At 68.4% G+C, this 18,145-nt stretch carries 13 protein-coding genes and 2 pseudogenes; 12 read left to right on the top strand and 3 right to left on the bottom strand.

Annotation, left to right across the window (positions count from 1 at the left end):
* The first annotated feature begins 53 nt into the window (after positions 1-53).
* The 4 genes from O9344_RS10765 (at position 54) to O9344_RS10750 (ending at position 4,513) form a co-directional block, all read left to right on the top strand.
* Positions 54-872 carry an outer membrane beta-barrel protein gene (locus O9344_RS10765; RefSeq protein WP_298476479.1) on the top strand — a complete coding sequence of 273 codons (819 nt, stop codon included), beginning with the start codon at positions 54-56 and terminating at the stop codon, positions 870-872.
* Positions 873-988: 116 nt separating this feature from the next.
* Positions 989-2,161, top strand: a complete 1,173-nt coding sequence (locus O9344_RS10760; protein ID WP_298476478.1) for a phosphoserine transaminase — start codon at positions 989-991, stop codon at positions 2,159-2,161.
* Positions 2,162-2,400: 239 nt separating this feature from the next.
* Entirely contained in the window at positions 2,401-3,993 is a 1,593-nt protein-coding gene (serA, locus tag O9344_RS10755) for a phosphoglycerate dehydrogenase (RefSeq protein WP_298476477.1), read from the top strand.
* A 70-nt stretch (positions 3,994-4,063) separates the two neighbouring features.
* Positions 4,064-4,513, top strand: coding sequence for a hypothetical protein (locus O9344_RS10750; RefSeq protein ID WP_298476476.1), 450 nt, complete (start codon positions 4,064-4,066; stop codon positions 4,511-4,513).
* Positions 4,514-4,605: 92 nt separating this feature from the next.
* Here O9344_RS10750 and O9344_RS10745 read toward each other — a convergent pair whose 3' ends face one another.
* Positions 4,606-5,490, bottom strand: coding sequence for a DMT family transporter (locus tag O9344_RS10745; protein ID WP_298476475.1), 885 nt, complete (start codon positions 5,488-5,490; stop codon positions 4,606-4,608).
* Positions 5,491-5,799: 309 nt separating this feature from the next.
* Here O9344_RS10745 and O9344_RS10740 point away from each other — a divergent pair, with 309 nt between their 5' ends.
* The 8 genes and pseudogenes from O9344_RS10740 (at position 5,800) to O9344_RS10705 (ending at position 15,797) form a co-directional block, all read left to right on the top strand.
* On the top strand, positions 5,800-6,825 hold the full coding sequence (locus O9344_RS10740) for a substrate-binding domain-containing protein (protein WP_298476474.1): 1,026 nt from the start codon (positions 5,800-5,802) through the stop codon (positions 6,823-6,825).
* 91 nt (positions 6,826-6,916) lie between these two features.
* Complete coding sequence (pstC, locus tag O9344_RS10735; RefSeq protein WP_298476469.1) at positions 6,917-8,296, top strand: phosphate ABC transporter permease subunit PstC; 1,380 nt, start codon at positions 6,917-6,919, stop codon at positions 8,294-8,296.
* A pseudogene (locus tag O9344_RS10730) lies at positions 8,289-8,774 on the top strand (DUF3333 domain-containing protein); the annotation flags it as partial. The gene pstC and the pseudogene O9344_RS10730, both read left to right, overlap by 8 nt.
* A 519-nt stretch (positions 8,775-9,293) precedes the next feature.
* Positions 9,294-10,127 (top strand): annotated as a pseudogene (gene pstA / locus O9344_RS10725) (phosphate ABC transporter permease PstA); the annotation flags it as partial.
* Positions 10,128-10,158: 31 nt separating this feature from the next.
* Entirely contained in the window at positions 10,159-10,977 is an 819-nt protein-coding gene (pstB, locus tag O9344_RS10720; protein ID WP_298476466.1) for a phosphate ABC transporter ATP-binding protein PstB, read from the top strand.
* An 87-nt stretch (positions 10,978-11,064) separates the two neighbouring features.
* Positions 11,065-12,705 carry a mucoidy inhibitor MuiA family protein gene (locus O9344_RS10715; protein ID WP_298476464.1) on the top strand — a complete coding sequence of 547 codons (1,641 nt, stop codon included), beginning with the start codon at positions 11,065-11,067 and terminating at the stop codon, positions 12,703-12,705.
* A gap of 182 nt (positions 12,706-12,887) precedes the next feature.
* Positions 12,888-14,177, top strand: coding sequence for an adenylosuccinate synthase (locus O9344_RS10710; protein WP_298476461.1), 1,290 nt, complete (start codon positions 12,888-12,890; stop codon positions 14,175-14,177).
* Between the two features lie 27 nt (positions 14,178-14,204).
* Positions 14,205-15,797, top strand: coding sequence for a hypothetical protein (locus O9344_RS10705; protein ID WP_298476458.1), 1,593 nt, complete (start codon positions 14,205-14,207; stop codon positions 15,795-15,797).
* A gap of 92 nt (positions 15,798-15,889) precedes the next feature.
* Here O9344_RS10705 and rpoH read toward each other — a convergent pair whose 3' ends face one another.
* Both rpoH and O9344_RS10695 read right to left on the bottom strand, forming a co-directional pair.
* Complete coding sequence (rpoH, locus tag O9344_RS10700; protein ID WP_298476455.1) at positions 15,890-16,798, bottom strand: RNA polymerase sigma factor RpoH; 909 nt, start codon at positions 16,796-16,798, stop codon at positions 15,890-15,892.
* 336 nt (positions 16,799-17,134) lie between these two features.
* Positions 17,135-18,118, bottom strand: coding sequence for an RluA family pseudouridine synthase (locus O9344_RS10695; RefSeq protein ID WP_298477033.1), 984 nt, complete (start codon positions 18,116-18,118; stop codon positions 17,135-17,137).
* Between the last annotated feature and the right edge of the window lie 27 nt (positions 18,119-18,145).

The following is an 18,145-nucleotide window of genomic DNA, read 5'->3' as shown; positions in this document are numbered from 1 at the left end:
TGCCGCCATGGTCATCCGCCCGGCAGGGCGGCGTCAGCGTTGCAGGACGTCCGATGAAGCGTAACCCCCGCCTTTCCCACCGCATCGCCGTCTTCGCCGCAGCCCTCTGCATGGCCGCGCCTGCGCTCGCTGCCGACCGCCGGGCCCCGCTTCCCGATGCGCCCCTCGCGCCGCCCGTCCTCCCCGAGGACTTCTCCTCCGGCTGGTATGTACGCGGCGACCTCATCGCCAACCTCTTCCGCTCGCCGGCCATGGCGGTCTTCGACGACACCGCCAACGCGATGGTCGAGCAGCGCGGCACCCGGGCCGGGCGCTCGCTCGGCGGGGGTCTCGGCTTCGGCTTCAAGTACAAGAGCTTCCGGCTCGACACGACGCTGGACATCCATGGCCGTGCGACCTTCTCGGGCTTCGCGCCGCCGCAGGGCAACTGGGGCTATGTCGGGCCCCTGCCGGTGCCATCGCGGCTGAACAGCTTCGGCGTCAGCGCCCAGACGCTGCTCATCAATGCCTATGCCGATCTCGGCACCTTCGGACCGCTGACGCCCTATGTCGGCGTCGGTCTCGGCACGGCGCGGCTCTCGGCCTCGAACTTCGTCTCGACGCCAGTGCCGGGTGCGGCCGCCCTCGGCGAGACGGTCTTCACGCCCGTCCTTGCCAACACGACCAAGTGGACGCTGGCCTGGGCCGCCATGGCGGGCGTGACGGTCGACGTGACGCCACAGACGAAGATCGACATCGGCTATCGCTACCTGCACATGGGTTCGCTGCGCTTCATCGACACGGTGGGCGGCAGCTACCGCACAACGGTTGCGGCGCACGAGGTGCGCGTCGGCCTGCGCTACATGTTCGGTGACGGGCTGGCCGGCCATTGAGGCGACCGACCGACGGCGCCGTGTTCTCCTTGACCTGACCCATCATTGGTCCTATCCCCATCAGCGGGACATGCCCCCCCAACGGGGTACGCCCATCTGTAAGGATGGAGACACAGATGACGACTGCACCTGCCGCGCGCCCGCGCGTGAATACCTTTTCGTCCGGCCCCTGCGCCAAGCGCCCCGGATGGTCCCTCAAAGCTCTGGCTGACGCGCCCCTCGGGCGGTCGCACCGCGCCAAGGTCGGCAAGGCGAAGCTGAAGCTCGCCATCGACCTCACCCGCGAGGTGCTGCAGGTCCCCGCCGGTTACCGGATCGGCATCGTGCCGGCCTCCGATACCGGCGCCGTCGAAATGGCCATGTGGTCGATGCTCGGTGCCCGCGGCGTCGACATGGTCTCGTGGGAGAGCTTCGGCGAGGGCTGGGTCACCGATGTGGTGAAGCAGCTGAAGCTCGCCGACGTGCGCACCATCACCGCGCCTTACGGCGAGCTGCCGAACCTCAAGAAGATCGACACCAAGAATCGCGACGTCGTCTTCACCTGGAACGGCACGACGTCCGGCGTACGCGTGCCGAATGCCGACTGGATCGCCGAGGACCGCGAGGGCCTCACCATTTGCGACGCGACCTCGGCGGCCTTTGCCCAGCGCCTCGACTGGCCGAAGCTCGATGTCGTGACCTTCTCCTGGCAGAAGGTGCTGGGCGGCGAGGCGGCCCACGGCATGCTGATCCTTTCCCCGCGCGCTGTGGAGCGGCTGGAGACCTACAAGCCGGCCTGGCCGCTGCCGAAGATCTTCCGCATGACCAAGGGCGGCAAGCTGATCGAGGGCATTTTTGAAGGGGAAACCATCAATACGCCCTCGATGCTCTGCGTCGAGGACTATATCGACGCGCTGAAATGGGCGCAGAAGGTCGGCGGCCTCGACGGCCTGGTGAAGCGCGCGGATGCCAATACCCGCGTCATCGCCAAGTTCGTCAAGGAGAACGACTGGATCGATTTCCTCGCGGTGAAACCGAAGACGCGCTCCAACACCTCGGTCTGCCTGAAGTTCACCGATCCCGCGGTCACCGCGCTCTCCGCCGATGCCCAGGCGGCCTTCGCCAAGGGCGTTGTCGCGACGCTGGAGAAGGAAGGCGCCGGCCTCGACCTCGGCCATTATCGCGATGCCCCTCCCGGCCTTCGCATCTGGTGCGGCGCGACGGTGCAGGCCCGCGATCTCAAGGCGCTGATGCCGTGGATCGCCTATGCCTTCGCCACCGAGAAGGCCAAGCTGAAGAAGGCGGCCTGAGGCTGCCGATGGACCCCTCTCCCCCTGCGGGAGAGGGTGCCCGCGTCAGCGGGCGGGTGAGGGAACTTGCCTCGCCCGCGCTGATCGCTGGCCGCATCGACCGCCGACGCTTTTCTTCCCTCACCCGGCTGCTCCGCAGCCACCCTCTCCCACATGGGGAGAGGGTCGGTTGGAGCCCGCTTCTTCACCCCGCGCCAAAAGGCGCCCCTTCTCCGCAGGAGGAGGCCGTGGAGCCCATCATGACCAAACCCCGCGTTCTCATTTCCGACGCCCTCTCGCCCGCCGCCGTCCAGATCTTCAAGGACCGGGGCATCGACGTCGATTTCCAGCCGGCGCTCGGCAAGGACAAGGAGAAGCTCGCCGCCATCATCGGCGACTATGACGGCCTTGCCATCCGCTCGGCCAGTAAGGTGACGCCGGCGATCCTCGCCAATGCCACGAAGCTGAAGGTTATCGGCCGCGCCGGCATCGGCGTCGACAATGTCGACATTCCCGCCGCGACGGCCAAGGGCATCATCGTGATGAACACGCCCTTCGGCAATTCGATCACCACGGCCGAGCATGCCATCGCCATGATGTTCTCGATCGCCCGGCAGATCCCCGACGCCGACCGCACCACCCAGGCCGGCCTGTGGGAGAAGAACAAGTATATGGGCGTCGAGCTGACCTCGAAGACGCTCGGCATCATCGGCTGCGGCAATATCGGCTCGATCGTCGCCGACCGCGCGCTCGGCCTGAAGATGAAGGTCATCGCCTTCGATCCCTACCTGTCGCCGGAGCGCGCCGTCTCCATCGGCGTGGAGAAGGTCGAGCTCGAGGACCTGCTCCGCCGCGCTGACTTCATCACCCTGCACGTGCCGATGACGGCGCAGACGAAGAACGTCCTCTCCCGCGAGGCGCTGGCGAAGACGAAGAAGGGCGTGCGCATCATCAACTGCGCCCGCGGTGGCCTCGTCGACGAGCAGGCACTGCGCGAGGCGCTGGATTCGGGCCACGTGGCGGGCGCGGCCTTCGACGTGTTCTCGGAGGAGCCGGCGACCACCAACCCGCTCTTCGGCCATCCCAACGTGATCTGCACGCCGCATCTCGGTGCCGCGACGACCGAAGCGCAGGAAAATGTGGCGCTACAGGTTGCCGAGCAGATGTCCGATTATCTCCTCTCGGGCGCCATCACCAATGCGGTGAACTTCCCGTCGATCTCTGCCGAGGATGCGCCAAAGCTTCGCCCCTTCGTGGCGCTTGCCGAGAAGCTCGGCTCCTTCCTCGGCCAACTCACGGAAGCCCCGATCAAGGGCATCCGCATCGAGTATGAAGGCAAGGTCGCCGATCTCAACGTGCGTCCGCTCACCGCCGCGGCGGTCACCGGCGTGCTGCGGCCCTTCCTGTCCGACATCAACATGGTCAATGCCGTGCCGATCGCCAACGACAAGGGCATCACGGTGGACGAGGTGAAGCGGGAAGCCCCCGGCGGCAATCTCGAGAGCCGCATCATGATCACGGTGGAGGCCGAGGACATGCCGCGCCATGCCGCCGGCACGGTGCTCGCCGACGGCAAGCCGCGCATCGTCGAGATCCGCGCCATCGCCATGGACGCCGAGTTCGCCCCGCACATGCTTTATGTCCGCAACGACGACAAGCCGGGCTTCATCGGCCGCTTCGGCTCGCTGCTGGGGGATGCCGGCGTCAACATCGCGACCTTCAATCTCGGCCGCGACAAACCCGGCGGCGACGCCATCTGCTTCGTGGCGGTGGACGAGCGCATCTCCGACGACCTGCTCGCCAGGATCCACGAGATCCCGCAGGTGAAGCGGGCGCGTCGTCTCGCGTTCTGATGGCCCCAAGGCGGAGCGCGACGGCGTGAGGTAAACTCGCCCCGTCGCGATTCGTCGAAAGCCCGAGCCCATGTATCTCGTCGCCCGCCTGTCCTTCGGTTTCGCCGTCGGCGTTATGGCGGTCGTCCTGGCGCTCCAGGGCGCCGTCTGGCTCTTCGGCCTGCTTGGCCTCGCACCGGTCCAGCTTTTCCCGATGCGCGCGCCGCTGCCGGCGAGCCTGCCAGGCCTCACCCAGCCAGCCCTGATCGGCGGGCTCTGGGGCCTTGCCTTCATCCTCATCTGGGATCGCTGGGGCCGCGACGGCGTGGTGAAGGGCGCCGGGTTCGGCCTGCTCTTCGGCCTCGTCGGCCCCGGGCTCGTGCTCTGGGTCGTCTGGCCGGCGCTGCAGGGCGCGGCGCTCTTCGAGGGTGGTAATGCCGGCCGCATCGCCGCCGGCGCTGCCCTCGCTGTCGCCTTCGGCATCGGTCTCGCCTGGATCGGCCAGGTGCTCAACGGCTATATGCGCTACGCCGTGCGCTGAGGGGCTCAGTCGCCCTCGGGCCCGGGTGACGTGTCGGCTTTATGGATGCCGCCGCGCGGCCGCGGAAGGCCTCGACAGCCGTCGCGGGCGCCTTAGCGCTTGCCGCTCTCGGCGATGGCTATGCCGCCGAGCACGAGGCTCAGGGCAACCGCGTGATACCAGGCGAAGACCTCGCCGAGGATCAGCGGGCCGAGGATCGCCGACCATACCGGGACCAGATTGACCCACAGGCCGGCCCGGCCCGGGCCGATGAGCTCCACGCCGCGCATGAAGAAGAGCTGGGCGACGAAGCCGGGAAGCACGGCCACGTAGAGGATGATGAGCCATCCCCGCAGGTCAGGCCATTGCGCCGTGCTATGGGCGATCTCGATGCCGACAAGCGGCAGGGAGGAGATCAGCGCCACGATGGCGAGGCCGAGAAAGAAGGGGCGGGGGGAGATGGGCGGTCGCTCGCGCAAGGCCACGGTATAGGCGGCATAGCCGAGGCAGGCGATGAGCATCAGAAGGTCGCCGAGATTGAAGCCGAGGCCGGTGAGGACGGCGAGATCTCCGCGCGCCGCCAGCAAGGCGACACCCGCGATGGTGACGACGATACCGATGGCCTGCAATCCCGTCACCGGCGTGCGGTAGGCGAGATAGGCGCCGGCCAGGACCATCACCGGGATCGAGCCCTGGATGATGCCGATGTTCACGGCCGTGGTGTAGACGGCAGAGATATAGAAGAGGGCGTTGAAGCCGGTGAAGCCGACGACGCCCATCACCGCCAGCCATTTCCAATGGGCGCGGATCACCGGCCATTCCGTCCGGAAAGCGGCACCGGCAAGGGCGATCATCAGGGTCAGCGTCCCCACCCAGCGCAATGTGGTGAGCACCATCGGCGAGACATGGCCGATGGCGAGACGGCTCGCGATGGCGTTGCCGGCCCAGATCAAGGTGGTGGCGGCGAGAATGAGATAGGGACGATCGTAAAGGCGCATGCGCTCGCCGGAATCCGAGGGATGGGCACTATACCGGTCGTGGCGGAGTGGGGCAGGGGGCAGGCCGCAGGGAAGCAATGTCCCCGCTGACGCCTGTCTTTTCATCGGTTAACGCGAGTCATCCGTACATTGCGACAAATTCCCGAGCGCGGGGATAAGCCTCTGATTGGAAACATTTTTTATATTCATCCAGCTGTCAAGGAGAGGTCATAGAAGTATCGCCCGACGGCCCTATCGATGGGGCTGCATTCCCCGTCCCGCCGGCGTTCCGGTGTGTGGGCGGGGGCCCTCTAAGGACAGGAGCATCCTGTGAAACTCTCTCTCGTTCTTTCCGCTGCGGTGGTCGCCCTTGGCGCCGTCGCCGCGCTGCCCGGCTCCGCCGAGGCTCGCGACCGCATCCAGGCCACCGGTTCCTCCACCGTGTTCCCCTTCACGACTGCGGTGGCCGAACGCTTCGGCCAGCGTTCCGGCAAGGCCCCGATCGTGGAATCGACCGGCACGGGCGGCGGCATGCGCCTCTTCTGTGGCGGCGTCGGCGTCAACACCCCGGACGTGGCCAATGCCTCGCGCCGCATCACCGCCTCCGAGTTCGACACCTGCAAGAAGAACGGCGTCACGCCGATCGAGATCGTCGTCGGCTTCGACGGCATCGTCTTCGCCAACTCGAAGCAGGGCCCGGCTCTCCAGCTGACGCTCGACCAGATCTTCCTGGCGCTCGCCGCCAAGGTTCCGAACGCCCAGGGCCAGATGGTCGATAATCCGAACCGCAACTGGTCGGACATCGCCCCCAACCTGCCGAACGCCAGGATCGAGGTCCTCGGCCCGCCGCCGACCTCGGGCACCCGCGACGCCTTCAACGAGCTGGCGATGCTCGAGGGCTGCAAGGCCGTCCAGCGCCGCGCCAACGTGCAGATCGACAACCGCGCCTGCCAGCAGCTGCGCGCCGACGGCGCCTTCATCGAGGCTGGTGAGAACGACAACATCATCGTGCAGCGCCTCGCTGCCAATCCCTCGGCCTTCGGCGTGTTCGGCTACTCCTTCCTCGAGGAGAACCGCGACAAGATCCAGGGCGCCCGCATCAACGGCGTCGAGGACACCGTCGACAACATTTCCTCCGGCAAGTACCCGCTGTCGCGCTCGCTCTACGTCTACGTGAAGAAGGAGCACATTGGCGTCGTCCCGGGCCTGCAGGAGTTCATCAACGAGTACGTCTCCGACCAGGCGATGGGCGACGACGGCTATCTCGAGAAGAAGGGCCTCGTGCCGCTGCCGGCCGACCGTCGCGAAGCGGTCGCCCGCGCGGCCCGCGCTGCCACCGGCCTGGCCGGTCTCTGATCTCCAGACGCATCGGGAGGCCCGGGTCACCGGGCCTCCTGCTTCCAATGCCCGGCTTCCGCCGGGTCCAGTCAAGACGGGCGGTTTTCCGATGTTCCTGACCCTGTTCGGCCTTCTGGTGGCGGTCGCCGTCGCCAGCTTCGTCATCGGCAGGAGCCGGTCCGTCTCGCTTGCCGGCAACAACTACGCCGCCATGCACTCCCTGCCGGGCTATCACGGTTCCTGGCTGGCGCTGACCACGGTCGGCATTCCCCTGCTCATCCTCATCGTCTGGTCGATCGCCGCCCCCAACGTGCTGCGCCAGATGCTGATCGGCCAGTTCGGCGCACAGCTCGGCGCCTCCAGCGCCGCCCAGCTCGACGGTTTCTGGCGCGACATCCAGGCGCTGGCCTTCGGTGGGACGCCCGGCATCCGTGACGCTGTGCGCACCGAGGCCGCCGGTGTCCTCGCGTCCCGCCAGTGGGTCTCCACCGGCCTGATGATCGCCGCGATGGCGGCCGCCGGCATCGGCGGCTTCATGTACGGTTTCGGCGCTATCGCCCCTGCCTTCCGGGCCCGCCACCGGGTGGAGGCGGCTGTGAAGGTGTTCCTCGCGGTCTCCGCCACCATCGCCATCCTCACGACCATCGGCATCGTGGTGTCGCTGATCACGGAATCGATGCGGTTCTTCTCGCTGGTCAGCCCGATCGACTTCCTCTTCGGCCTCACCTGGACGCCGCAGCAGATGGCCTTCCGCGCCGACCAGGTCGGTGGCACTGCGGCCTTCGGCTTCATCCCGCTGCTCACCGGCACGCTGCTCATCACCTTCATCGCGATGATCGTGGCCGCGCCGCTCGGCATCATGGCGGCGGTGTACCTGTCGGACTATGCGACGCCGCAGGTGCGCGCCGTCGGCAAGCCGGTGCTGGAGATCCTCGCGGGCATCCCGACGGTCGTCTACGGCTTCTTCGCCGCCCTGACGGTCGCTCCCTTCATCCGCAACACCGGACATGCCCTCGGCCTCGAGGTCGCTTCCGAGAGCGCCCTCGCCGCAGGTGTGGTGATGGGCATCATGATCGTGCCCTTCGTTTCCTCGCTCTCCGACGACGTGATCAACGCGGTGCCCCAGTCGCTGCGGGATGGTTCGGCCGGTCTTGGCGCCACCAAGTCGGAGACGATCCGCAAGGTGGTGCTGCCGGCGGCGCTGCCCGGCATCGTCTCGGCCCTCGTGCTCGCGGTGTCGCGGGCCATGGGCGAGACCATGATCGTCGTCATGGCCGCCGGTCTGGCCGCCAATCTCACGCTGAACCCGCTGGAAGCGGTGACCACCGTGACCGTGCAGATCGGCACGCTGCTCACCGGTGACCAGGAGTTCGACAGCCCCAAGACGCTCGCCGCCTTCGGCCTCGGCCTGGTGCTCTTCGTCGTGACCCTCTCGCTCAACCTCGTCGCGCTGCGCGTCGTCAACAAGTATCGGGAACAGTATGACTGACGTCTCGCTGCCCAGGATCGCCACCGATCTGCACACCAATGACGAGGCCAAGGGTCGCCTCAAGGCGCGCTACCGTTCGGAGTTCATCTTCCAGGCTCTCGGCCTCGGCGCCCTCCTGGTGGCCGCCGGCTTCCTGGTGATCTTCCTGTCGACGATCATCACGCAGGCGATCCCCGCCTTCACACAGAACTATGTGAAGCTCACCGTCGAGCTGAAGCCGGAGACGTTCAACCCGCAGAATGCCAGCGGCGCCGACCTCACCAAGGCGATCGATGCCGCCAACTACGACGGGATCACCGCTGCGGCCCTGCGCGCCTACTTCCCCGGCGCGACGGATCGCACGGCCCGCCGCGCGCTCGGCAACATCCTGTCTTCCGGCGCGCCCACCGCGATGCGCCGCCAGGTGGTTGCCAATCCCGCCTGGATCGGCACGACGCAGAGCTTCTACCTGCCGCTCGACGACAATGCCGACCTGTTCCTGAAGGGCCTGCTGGCGCCGACCGACATCACCCAGGGTCAGGGCAACCTGACCGTCTCGGGCACGTCCGGCCAGGTTCAGCTGACGACCAGCTCGGCCAATTTCCAGCCGCTGCTCGCGGCGATCAAGGCGCAGCTCATCACCACCCGCGACACGCTGCAGCGTGACCTCGCAGGCCGCGAGCGCGTCGCCGCCGGCCTCGAGCGCGACATCGCGGCCCTCACCCGCAGCTTCGAGGCCGCCCCCGCGGCCGATCGGGAGCGCCTGCAGGGTCGGGTCGAGAACGAGCGCCGCCAGCTCGCCTCCAACCAGAACGACATCAACCAGATGCGCCAGCGGCTCGAACAGCTCGGCCAGCGCATTGCGTCGGCCGATACCTCCGAGACGCTCGACAACACGGTTGCCAGCTACTTCGTGAAGATCAACGGCGGCATCATCAAGTTGGCGCAGATCCAGGCCTCCAGCGCGACCGGCGAGGTTCTGGTGGCGCCGACCTCCGCCGCTGCTGCTCCCGCGGGAGCCTGGGAGATCGTCCGCATCGCGCAGGCCGAGACCAATCGCCGGCTGCCGGATCGCGAGATCGCCTTCCTCATGGGCCTGAAGGAGCGCGGTGCCGTGGAGCAGCGGATCTCCCGCGAGTTCTTCTTCGGCGGCGCCTCCCGCGAGGCCGAACTCGCCGGTGTCTGGGTCGCCATCGTCGGCTCGTTCCTGACGCTGCTGATCACGCTCGGCCTGTCATTCCCGGTCGGCGTCGCAGCGGCCGTGTACCTTGAAGAGTTCGCGCCGAAGAACCGCATCACCGAGATCATCGAGGTGAACATCAACAACCTCGCGGCGGTGCCCTCGATCATCTACGGCCTGCTCGGTCTCGCGGTGTTCCTGAACGTCTTCGGAATGCCGCGCTCGGCGCCGGTCGTCGGCGGCTTCGTCCTCGCCCTGATGACGCTGCCGATCATCATCATCGCCTCGCGTGCGGCCATCCGCGCCGTGCCGCCCTCGGTGAAGGAGGCCGCGCTCGGCGTCGGTGCATCGCACCAGCAGGCGGTGTTCCACCACGTGCTGCCGCTCGCCATGCCTGGTATCCTCACCGGCACCATTCTCGGCATGGCGCACGCGCTTGGCGAGACCGCGCCGCTGCTGATGATCGGCATGGTCGCCTTCGTCGTCGACTCGCCGAGCAGCATCACCGACGCGGCGACGCTGCTGCCGGTCCAGATCTTCATGTGGGCCGACTTCCCCGAGCAGGCCTTCCAGAGCAAGACGGCAGCCGCCATCGTGGTGCTGCTCGTCTTCCTCATCCTCATGAACGCGGTCGCCGTGTTCCTGCGCAAGAAGTTCGAGCGCCGCTGGTGATCCGCCGGTGCCTCAGGTCAAGGATGTTCCGATGAACTCGCTTCCCACCTTCCAGACGACGGCGACCCAGTCCACGGCTCCCGTCGCCGCTGCTCGGCCCAAGATCACCGGGCGCAACGTCAACGTCTTCTATGGCGAGAAGCACGCCATCAAGGACGTGAACGTCGATATCCCCGAGCGCTCGGTCATGGCCTTCATCGGCCCGTCGGGCTGCGGCAAGTCGACCTTCCTGCGCTGCATCAACCGGATGAACGACACGATCTCGATCTGCCGGGTCACCGGCAACATCAACATTGACGAGCAGGACATCTACGACCGCGACCTCGACGTGGTGCAGCTGCGCGCGCGGGTCGGCATGGTGTTCCAGAAGCCGAACCCGTTCCCGAAGTCGATCTACGAGAACGTCGCCTACGGCCCGCGCATCCACGGCCTCGTCAAGAGCAAGACCGACCTCGACGAGATCGTCGAGACCTCGCTGAAGAAGGCGAGCCTGTGGAACGAGGTGAAGGACCGCCTGCAGGAATCCGGCACCGGCCTGTCGGGTGGCCAGCAGCAGCGCCTCTGCATCGCCCGAGCCATCGCCGTCTCGCCTGAGGTGATCCTGATGGACGAGCCCTGCTCGGCCCTCGACCCGATCGCCACGGCCAAGATCGAGGAGCTGATCGACGAGCTGAAGCAGAACTTCACCATCGTCATCGTCACCCACTCGATGCAGCAGGCAGCCCGCGTGTCGCAGCGCACCGCCTTCTTCCACCTCGGCATCCTCGTCGAGGAGGGCGCGACCGACCAGATCTTCACCAATCCGTCCGACACCCGTACCCGCGACTACATCACCGGCCGCTTCGGCTGATCGACGACCGGGAGCCGCCGCGGTTCAGCCCCGCGGCGGCCCCATTCCGGCGTCCTCATGCGGTGTCCTGACACCCGGAGGATCGCCATGACCCGCCCCATTGCCGCTTCTGCCGCGCCTCTCGCCGTGCTGGTGCTCGCCTCCGCGGCGGCGCTCCCGGTCCTTGCGGCCGACATTCCCGTCAACGCCCGGCCTGACGCCGTCACCGTCTTTCCCGACGGGGCGAGCGTCACCCGTCGCCTCACCGTGACCGTACCGGCCGGTGAGCATGTGCTCGTCATCGACGACCTGCCGCTCACCGCCGATCCCGGCTCCATCCGCGTGCAGGGCGCCGGCTCCGGCAGCCTTGCCATCAATGCGGTCGATGCCCGCCAGCCGCGCCCGACCGAGCGGCGCGACCCCGTTCTGGTCCAGCGGCTGGAGACGCTGAAGGATGAGCGCCAGGCGCTCGACGATCGTATCGCCGCGGAGCGCGTCAGGAAGCGCGCTGCCGAGGCTCTCGTCGCGCCGGGCACGCTTGCCGGCGGTGAGCGCGGCCTTGTCATCGCCGAGGCGCGACAGGCGCTTGCCGCCGCACATGAGGAGACGATCGCCGCCGACCGTGCCATCCGTCAGGCCGAGCAGGCCCAGCGCGGGCTCGACCGCACCATTGCCGAGATCGAGGCGCAGCTGCGCGCCCAGCCGCCGCGGCGGCTCGAGGCGCGCATCGCCGTCGAGGCCGGCCAGCCCTTCCGCGGCGAGCTGACGCTGACCTATGCGGTGCGCCAGGCGCGCTGGTCGCCCGTCTATGACGCCCGGCTGGTGACGACCTCTGCCAAGCCGCAGCTTGAGCTCGTCCGCCGCGCCGAGATCCGCCAGCAGACGGGCGAGGACTGGTCGGATGTGGCGCTCACGGTCTCCACGGCGCGGGTCGCCCGTGGTGGAGCAGCGCCCGTGCTCCAGCCTCTGGTCCTGCGGTTCCACGACCCTGAGGCGGCGCGAGACCGTGCGGCCGCCTCCGGCGCGCCGCGCCCGCTCGCCATGCCGGCGCCGGCGTCTCCGGCGCGTGAGCAGGCGGATGCCTCCATCATCGGCCGGGCCGCCGAAACGGAGGCGGTCGCGGAGGTCGGCGCCTTCCAGGCGAGCTTCGTCGTGCCCGGTCGTGCGCAGATCGCCTCGGGGGAGGGGGCCCGCACGCTCCGCATCGCCTCCTCGACGCTCGAGCCGGACCTTGTCTCGCGCGTCGTGCCGAGCCTCGATATCACCGCCTTCCTGGAGGCGCGCTTCCGCCATGGCGACGACGTGCCGCTCATGGCCGGGCCGGTGAGCCTCTATCGGGACGGCATTTTCGCTGGGCGCGGCCAGATCGCCGCCGCCACCCGTGAGGACGAGGTGAAGCTCGGCTTCGGCCCCGACGACCTTCTGCGCGTCGATCATCAGGTCGTGCGGCGGACCGACGGCTCCTCCGGAATCATCTCCACCTCGCGCACCGAGGAGCGCGAGTTCCGCTTCGTCCTGCGCAATGGCGCGCAGGTCGCCCGGCGCGTGGTGGTCGAGGACCGGATGCCGGTGCCGGAGCAGCAGGAGATCACTGTCGAGACGCTCGCCGGCATGACCGCGCCAACCCAGCGCGAGCCGGACGGCCGGCGGGGAATCGTCGCCTGGAGCCTCGACATCACCCCCGGCGCCAGCCGCGACATCCGCCACGGCTGGCGCATCCGCTGGCCGGCGGACAAGCGGATGCAGTAGGTGCAGGGGCGCTCGTGAGCCAGGCTGACGATCCTTGTCCCCCCGTCTGAGGCGGGGTGTCAGGGCTGCCGGCTCAACACTTGCCACCCTCGCGGCGATCCATTATCCGCACAGTGCAAGGGCCCCGGCAGGACGCGAGGACGCGTCGCCGGGGTTTTCCCTTGCCGTGGAGGATATGAACCATGGCGAACGTGGTTGTCGTCGGCTCGCAGTGGGGCGACGAGGGCAAGGGCAAGATCGTCGACTGGCTGTCGAGCCAGGCTGACGTGGTGGTCAGGTTCCAGGGCGGGCACAATGCCGGCCACACGCTGGTCATCGACGGCGTCACCTACAAGCTGTCGCTGCTGCCCTCGGGCATCGTGCGCCCCGGCAAGCTTTCGGTGGTCGGCAACGGCGTCGTTATCGACCCCCATGCCCTGATCGCCGAGATCGAGCGCGTGTCGGCGCAGGGCGTGTCGATCACGCCGGAGACGCTGCGCATTGCCGAGAACGCCTGCCTCATCCTGTCGTTGCATCGCGAGCTGGACCAGCAGCGCGAGTCGGCCAATTCCGGCACCAAGATCGGCACGACCGGCCGAGGCATCGGCCCGGCCTATGAGGACAAGGTCGGCCGTCGCGCCATCCGCATGACGGACCTGACGGATCTCGGCACGCTCATGCCGAAGATCGAGCGACTGCTCGCCCATCACAATGCGCTGCGCCGTGGCCTCAATCTCGCGGAGATCGAGCCGCAGGCGATCTATGACGAGCTCGCTGCGGTGGCGCCGAAGGTGCTGCCCTATGTCACCACGGTGTTCGACCTGCTCGACGAGCAGCGCCGCGCCGGCAAGCGCATCCTTTTCGAGGGCGCCCAGGGCACGTTGCTCGACATCGACCACGGCACCTATCCGTTCGTCACCTCGTCCAACACCGTGTCTGGCCAGGCGGCGATCGGCTCGGGCATGGGGCCGAGCGCCATCAATTATGTGCTGGGCATCACCAAGGCCTACACGACGCGCGTCGGCGGCGGCCCGTTCCCCACTGAACTGGAAGACGAGAACGGCCAGATCATGGGCGATCGCGGCCGCGAGTTCGGCACGGTCACCGGCCGGCGGCGGCGCTGTGGCTGGTTCGACGCCGTGCTGGTGCGCCAGGCAGTGAAGACCAACGGCATCGACGGCATCGCCCTGACGAAGCTCGACATTCTTGATGTCTTCAAGGAGATCAAGGTCTGCGTCGCCTATGAACTCGACGGCAAGCAGATCGACATCTTCCCCGCGAACCAGGACGCGCAGCAGCGCATCAAGCCGATCTACGAGACCATCGAAGGGTGGGATTCCACCACGATGGGCGCCCGGTCCTGGGGCGAGTTGCCCGCACAGGCGATCAAGTATGTCCGGCGAATCGAGGAATTGATCGGCTGTCCCGTCGCGCTACTATCGACAAGCCCTGAACGGGACGACACGATTCTGGTCCGCAACCCCTTCGAGTAAGAGTTCGGGGGCAAGAAGCGAGTTTCGATGGCCGATTACACGCCGCTCATCTCCCGCGCCGTCGGGGCTCTGGCGGAGAACACAGGGGAAGCCCGCCGGGCGGTCTATGAGCGCGCGCGCGCCGCGCTGCTCGCACAGCTGCGCGGTATGAACCCGCCATTGCCGGAAGAACACATCACGCGCGAGCGCATGTCGCTCGAGGACGCGATCCGCAAGGTTGAGGCGGACAATGCCGGCGACAGCCTCGATGCGATGCTGGAGCGGGAATTCGCCTCCCTCGGCATTGCCGCGCAGAAACCCGCGCCGATTTCCATCGCCGGTGCCCGCACCGTCAGCGATGCCGCCCACGACGCGCAGACGCTGGGTGATGCCACGGCGCAGGCGCGCCGTTCCGCCCGCGACCAGCTGACGGCTCCGGAGCCCCAGGCCGACGCTGAGCGGATTGAGCCGTCGGTCGGCCGCGCCACGCCGTTCACCGACGCCAACGATGCTGCGAGCGGCCCGATCCGCCCGCGCGTCGCGGTTCTCGGCGAGGAGGCGGAGGAGGCGCCGCGCAAGGGCAAGGGCGGCCTCATCGCCATCGTGCTGGTGCTGATCCTGCTCGGCGGTGCCGGCGGGCTCGGCTGGTATGTGGCGAACACCTATCCCGACCGGATGCCCTTCTCCACGGCCCGCGCGCCCAACCCGCCGGCGACGCCAGCACCGGCCCCCGCCGCCCGCGCTCCCGACGCCGACCGGCCGAAATCGACCGACCGCGTCGGCGGCGACCCTGCGCCAGTCCCGGCAGCCCAGGCGCCTGCCGCGCCCGCGCCTGCGCCCGCTGCATCGGCGCCGACACCGCGCCTTATCGTTCCCGTCGATCCGCCCGCCGCGGCCCTGCCGCCGGCCAACGAGGGCGCGTCTGACCCGCAGGCCGCGTCCAACGAGCCGCCGCCACCCGCCCCGGTGCCGGCTTCCCCGGCTCCTGCCGCGCCGCCGGTCGCCGCGGCGCCCGCGCCGGCTCCTGCCGCCCCGGCTCCCGCACCCGCGGCGCCCGCCGCTGCGGCTCCGGCTCCCGCCGCGCCTCCGGCCGTTGCGGGCCAGGCGGCCCGCGCCGCCCTCTTCGAGGAGACGCCGGGCAATGCGGCGGGCACGCTGATGCAGGGTACCGTCGTCTGGCGCACCCAGACGGTGAGCGTTGGCCCCGGCCAGCCGCCTGACCTCGCCCTGCTTGGCGAGGTGACGATCCCCGAGCGGCGCATGACGGTGACCATCACGATCCGCCGCAACCTCGACCAGACGCTTCCGGCGAGCCACACGATCGAGATCCTCTATGCTCTGCCGCGCGACTTCCAGTTCGGCGGCGTCGCGGAGGTTCCCGGCGTGCTGATGAAGGTCTCGGAACAGGCGCGCGGCGTGCCGCTGGTCGGCCAGGCGGTGCGCGTCACCAACGGCTTCTTCTTCGTCGGCCTTTCCGGGTTCGACATGGACCGCAACAACAACCTCCAGGCGCTGCGCACCCGGCCGTTCTTCGATATCCCCCTGCGCTACGATGCCGGCCGCCGCGCCATTCTCACGGTGGAAAAGGGCGCCAGCGGCGACCGCGCTTTCGAGGAGGCGTTGCAGGCCTGGGGCCAGTGAGCCCCGGCTTCATCCACGACGGGACATGAAAAAAGGGAGGCCTCGCGGCCTCCCTTTTGTTTGTGTCGCGACCCTTGCGTGCCGCGGGTTGTTCAGTGCGCCGGCAGGGCCGCGGCCTGGGCCGCCGGGCGCTCGATCTCGCGGATCGACTTCACCACGGCGTCCTGCACCTTTTCGAAGGCGCGGACCTCGATCTGGCGGACACGCTCGCGCGAGACGCCGAAGCGTTCCGCCAGCTCCTCCAGGGTGATCGGATCGTCCTTGAGGCGGCGCTCCTCGAAGATGATGCGCTCGCGCTCGTTGAGGACGCCGAGCGCCTTGGTAAGGGCGGCACGACGGTTGTCCGTCTCCTCCTCGCGGGCGAGCACGGCCTCCTGGCTGTCGGAATCATCCGCCAGCCAGTCCTGCCACTCGCCATCGCCGTCCTCGCGGAGCGGCGCGTTGAGCGAAGCGTCACCGCCGAGGCGGCGGTTCATGTCGATGACATCCTGCTCCTCGACGCCGAGCTTGGTGGCGATCACCTTGACCTGGTCGGGACGCAGGTCGCCCTCGTCCAGCGCCGAGATCGAGCTCTTCGCCTTGCGCAGGTTGAAGAACAGCTTCTTCTGGTTCGCGGTGGTGCCCATCTTCACGAGCGACCACGAGCGCAGGATGTATTCCTGGATCGAGGCCTTGATCCACCACATCGCATAGGTGGCGAGGCGGAAGCCCTTGTCGGGCTCGAACCGCTTGACCGCCTGCATGAGGCCGACATTGCCCTCGGAAACCACCTCGCCGATCGGCAGGCCGTAGCCGCGATAGCCCATGGCGATCTTCGCCACGAGACGGAGGTGGGAGGTCACGAGACGGTGGGCCGCCGCGCTGTCGCCGTGCTCGCGCCAGCGCTTGGCGAGCATGTACTCCTCCTGCGGCTGCAGCATCGGGAACTTGCGGATCTCATCGAGATAGCGCGACAGCCCGGCTTCGGCCGAGAGGATCGGAAGGGATGCAGCATGAGCCATAGGGCGCTCCTTGTCTTTGGCTCCCGGACCATCCGGCGAGCCCCGAGCCACCCACCCCAAAAGCCTGGGTGGCCCGCTGGTCATTGGGCATCTACGCCCGCCGACCTTTCGGGATCATGTCGGGCAATCATGGCAGAACATTGACATATGCCCGCGAGAGGGGAAGGTTCGCCCGGGTGACCTTGCATCGATGCAAGGTGCGCGGCGATCACCTCAGTCCTTAGTCAACTACGAACCGGCGCGTCGTGTCGTTACACGTTGCCGTGACGGCGCCGTGATGGGGCGCCCCCGTCGGGGACGTGAACAGGGCGCGGCGCCCCAGGTTCCGTGGTGCGCTCAACGGTCGCGCAGGGCCTCGGCGAGGCGGGCGAGATCGGCGGGCAGGGGGCTCTCGAAGCGCATGGTTTGGCCCGTCACCGGGTGCTCGAAGCCGAGAACGGCCGCGTGGAGCGCCTGGCGGCGGAGGGCGTCGAGGGCCTCGCGGGCGGGCGCGGGGAGCTTGGCCGCCTTGGTGCGGAAGCCGCTGCCATAGGTCTCGTCGCCGAGCAGCGGGTGCCCGACATGCGCCATGTGGACGCGGATCTGGTGGGTTCGTCCGGTCTCGAGGCGGCAGGTGACGCGGCTCGCGAGCCCGCCCGCGAGGGGCTCCTCGACGCTCACATGCGTCACCGCGTCGCGTCCGGAGGGGCGGACGGCGATCTTCTCGCGCGCGCGAGGGTCGCGGTCGAGGGCAGCGTCGATGGTGAAGCTAGCGCGCGAAGGCACCCCCCAGGCGAAGGCGATATAGGCGCGCTCCAGCGGGCCGGTGCGGCCGTGATCGGCGAATTGCGCGCTCAAGCCCGCATGGGCGCGATCGGTCTTCGCCACCACCAGCAGCCCGCTGGTGTCCTTGTCGAGGCGGTGGACGATGCCCGGCCGGCGCACCCCGCCAATGCCGGAGAGACTGTCGCCGCAATGGGCGATGAGGGCGTTGACGAGCGTCCCCGTCCAGTTGCCGGCTGCCGGATGGACGACGAGGCCCGCCGGCTTGTCGATGACGATGAGCGCCTCGTCCTCGTGGACGATGGCGAGAGGGATGTCCTCGCCCTGCGGCGTCGGGTCCTCCGGCTCCGGCACGGTCAGGGCCACGACGTCGCCCGCATTGACCCTGTGGGCGGCATCGGTCATGGTCCGCCCGCCGATGCTGACCTGTCCGGCTTCGATCAGCGCCTTGAGGCGCGAGCGCGACAGGTCCGGCAGGCGGCGCGCCAAGAGACGGTCCAGCCGTTCGCGCGGCGTGTCGGCCACCACTTGGACATTGTCCATCTGGACGCCGTCCATCCGGATGCCTTCCGGTTCTTCGTCGGC

Origin of the sequence: Phreatobacter sp. (genome assembly GCF_027532945.1) — a bacterium.
Lineage (GTDB): Bacteria > Pseudomonadota > Alphaproteobacteria > Rhizobiales > Phreatobacteraceae > Phreatobacter.
Note: the sequence above shows the minus strand (reverse complement) of the source record. Positions and strands in the feature narration are given on the sequence as shown.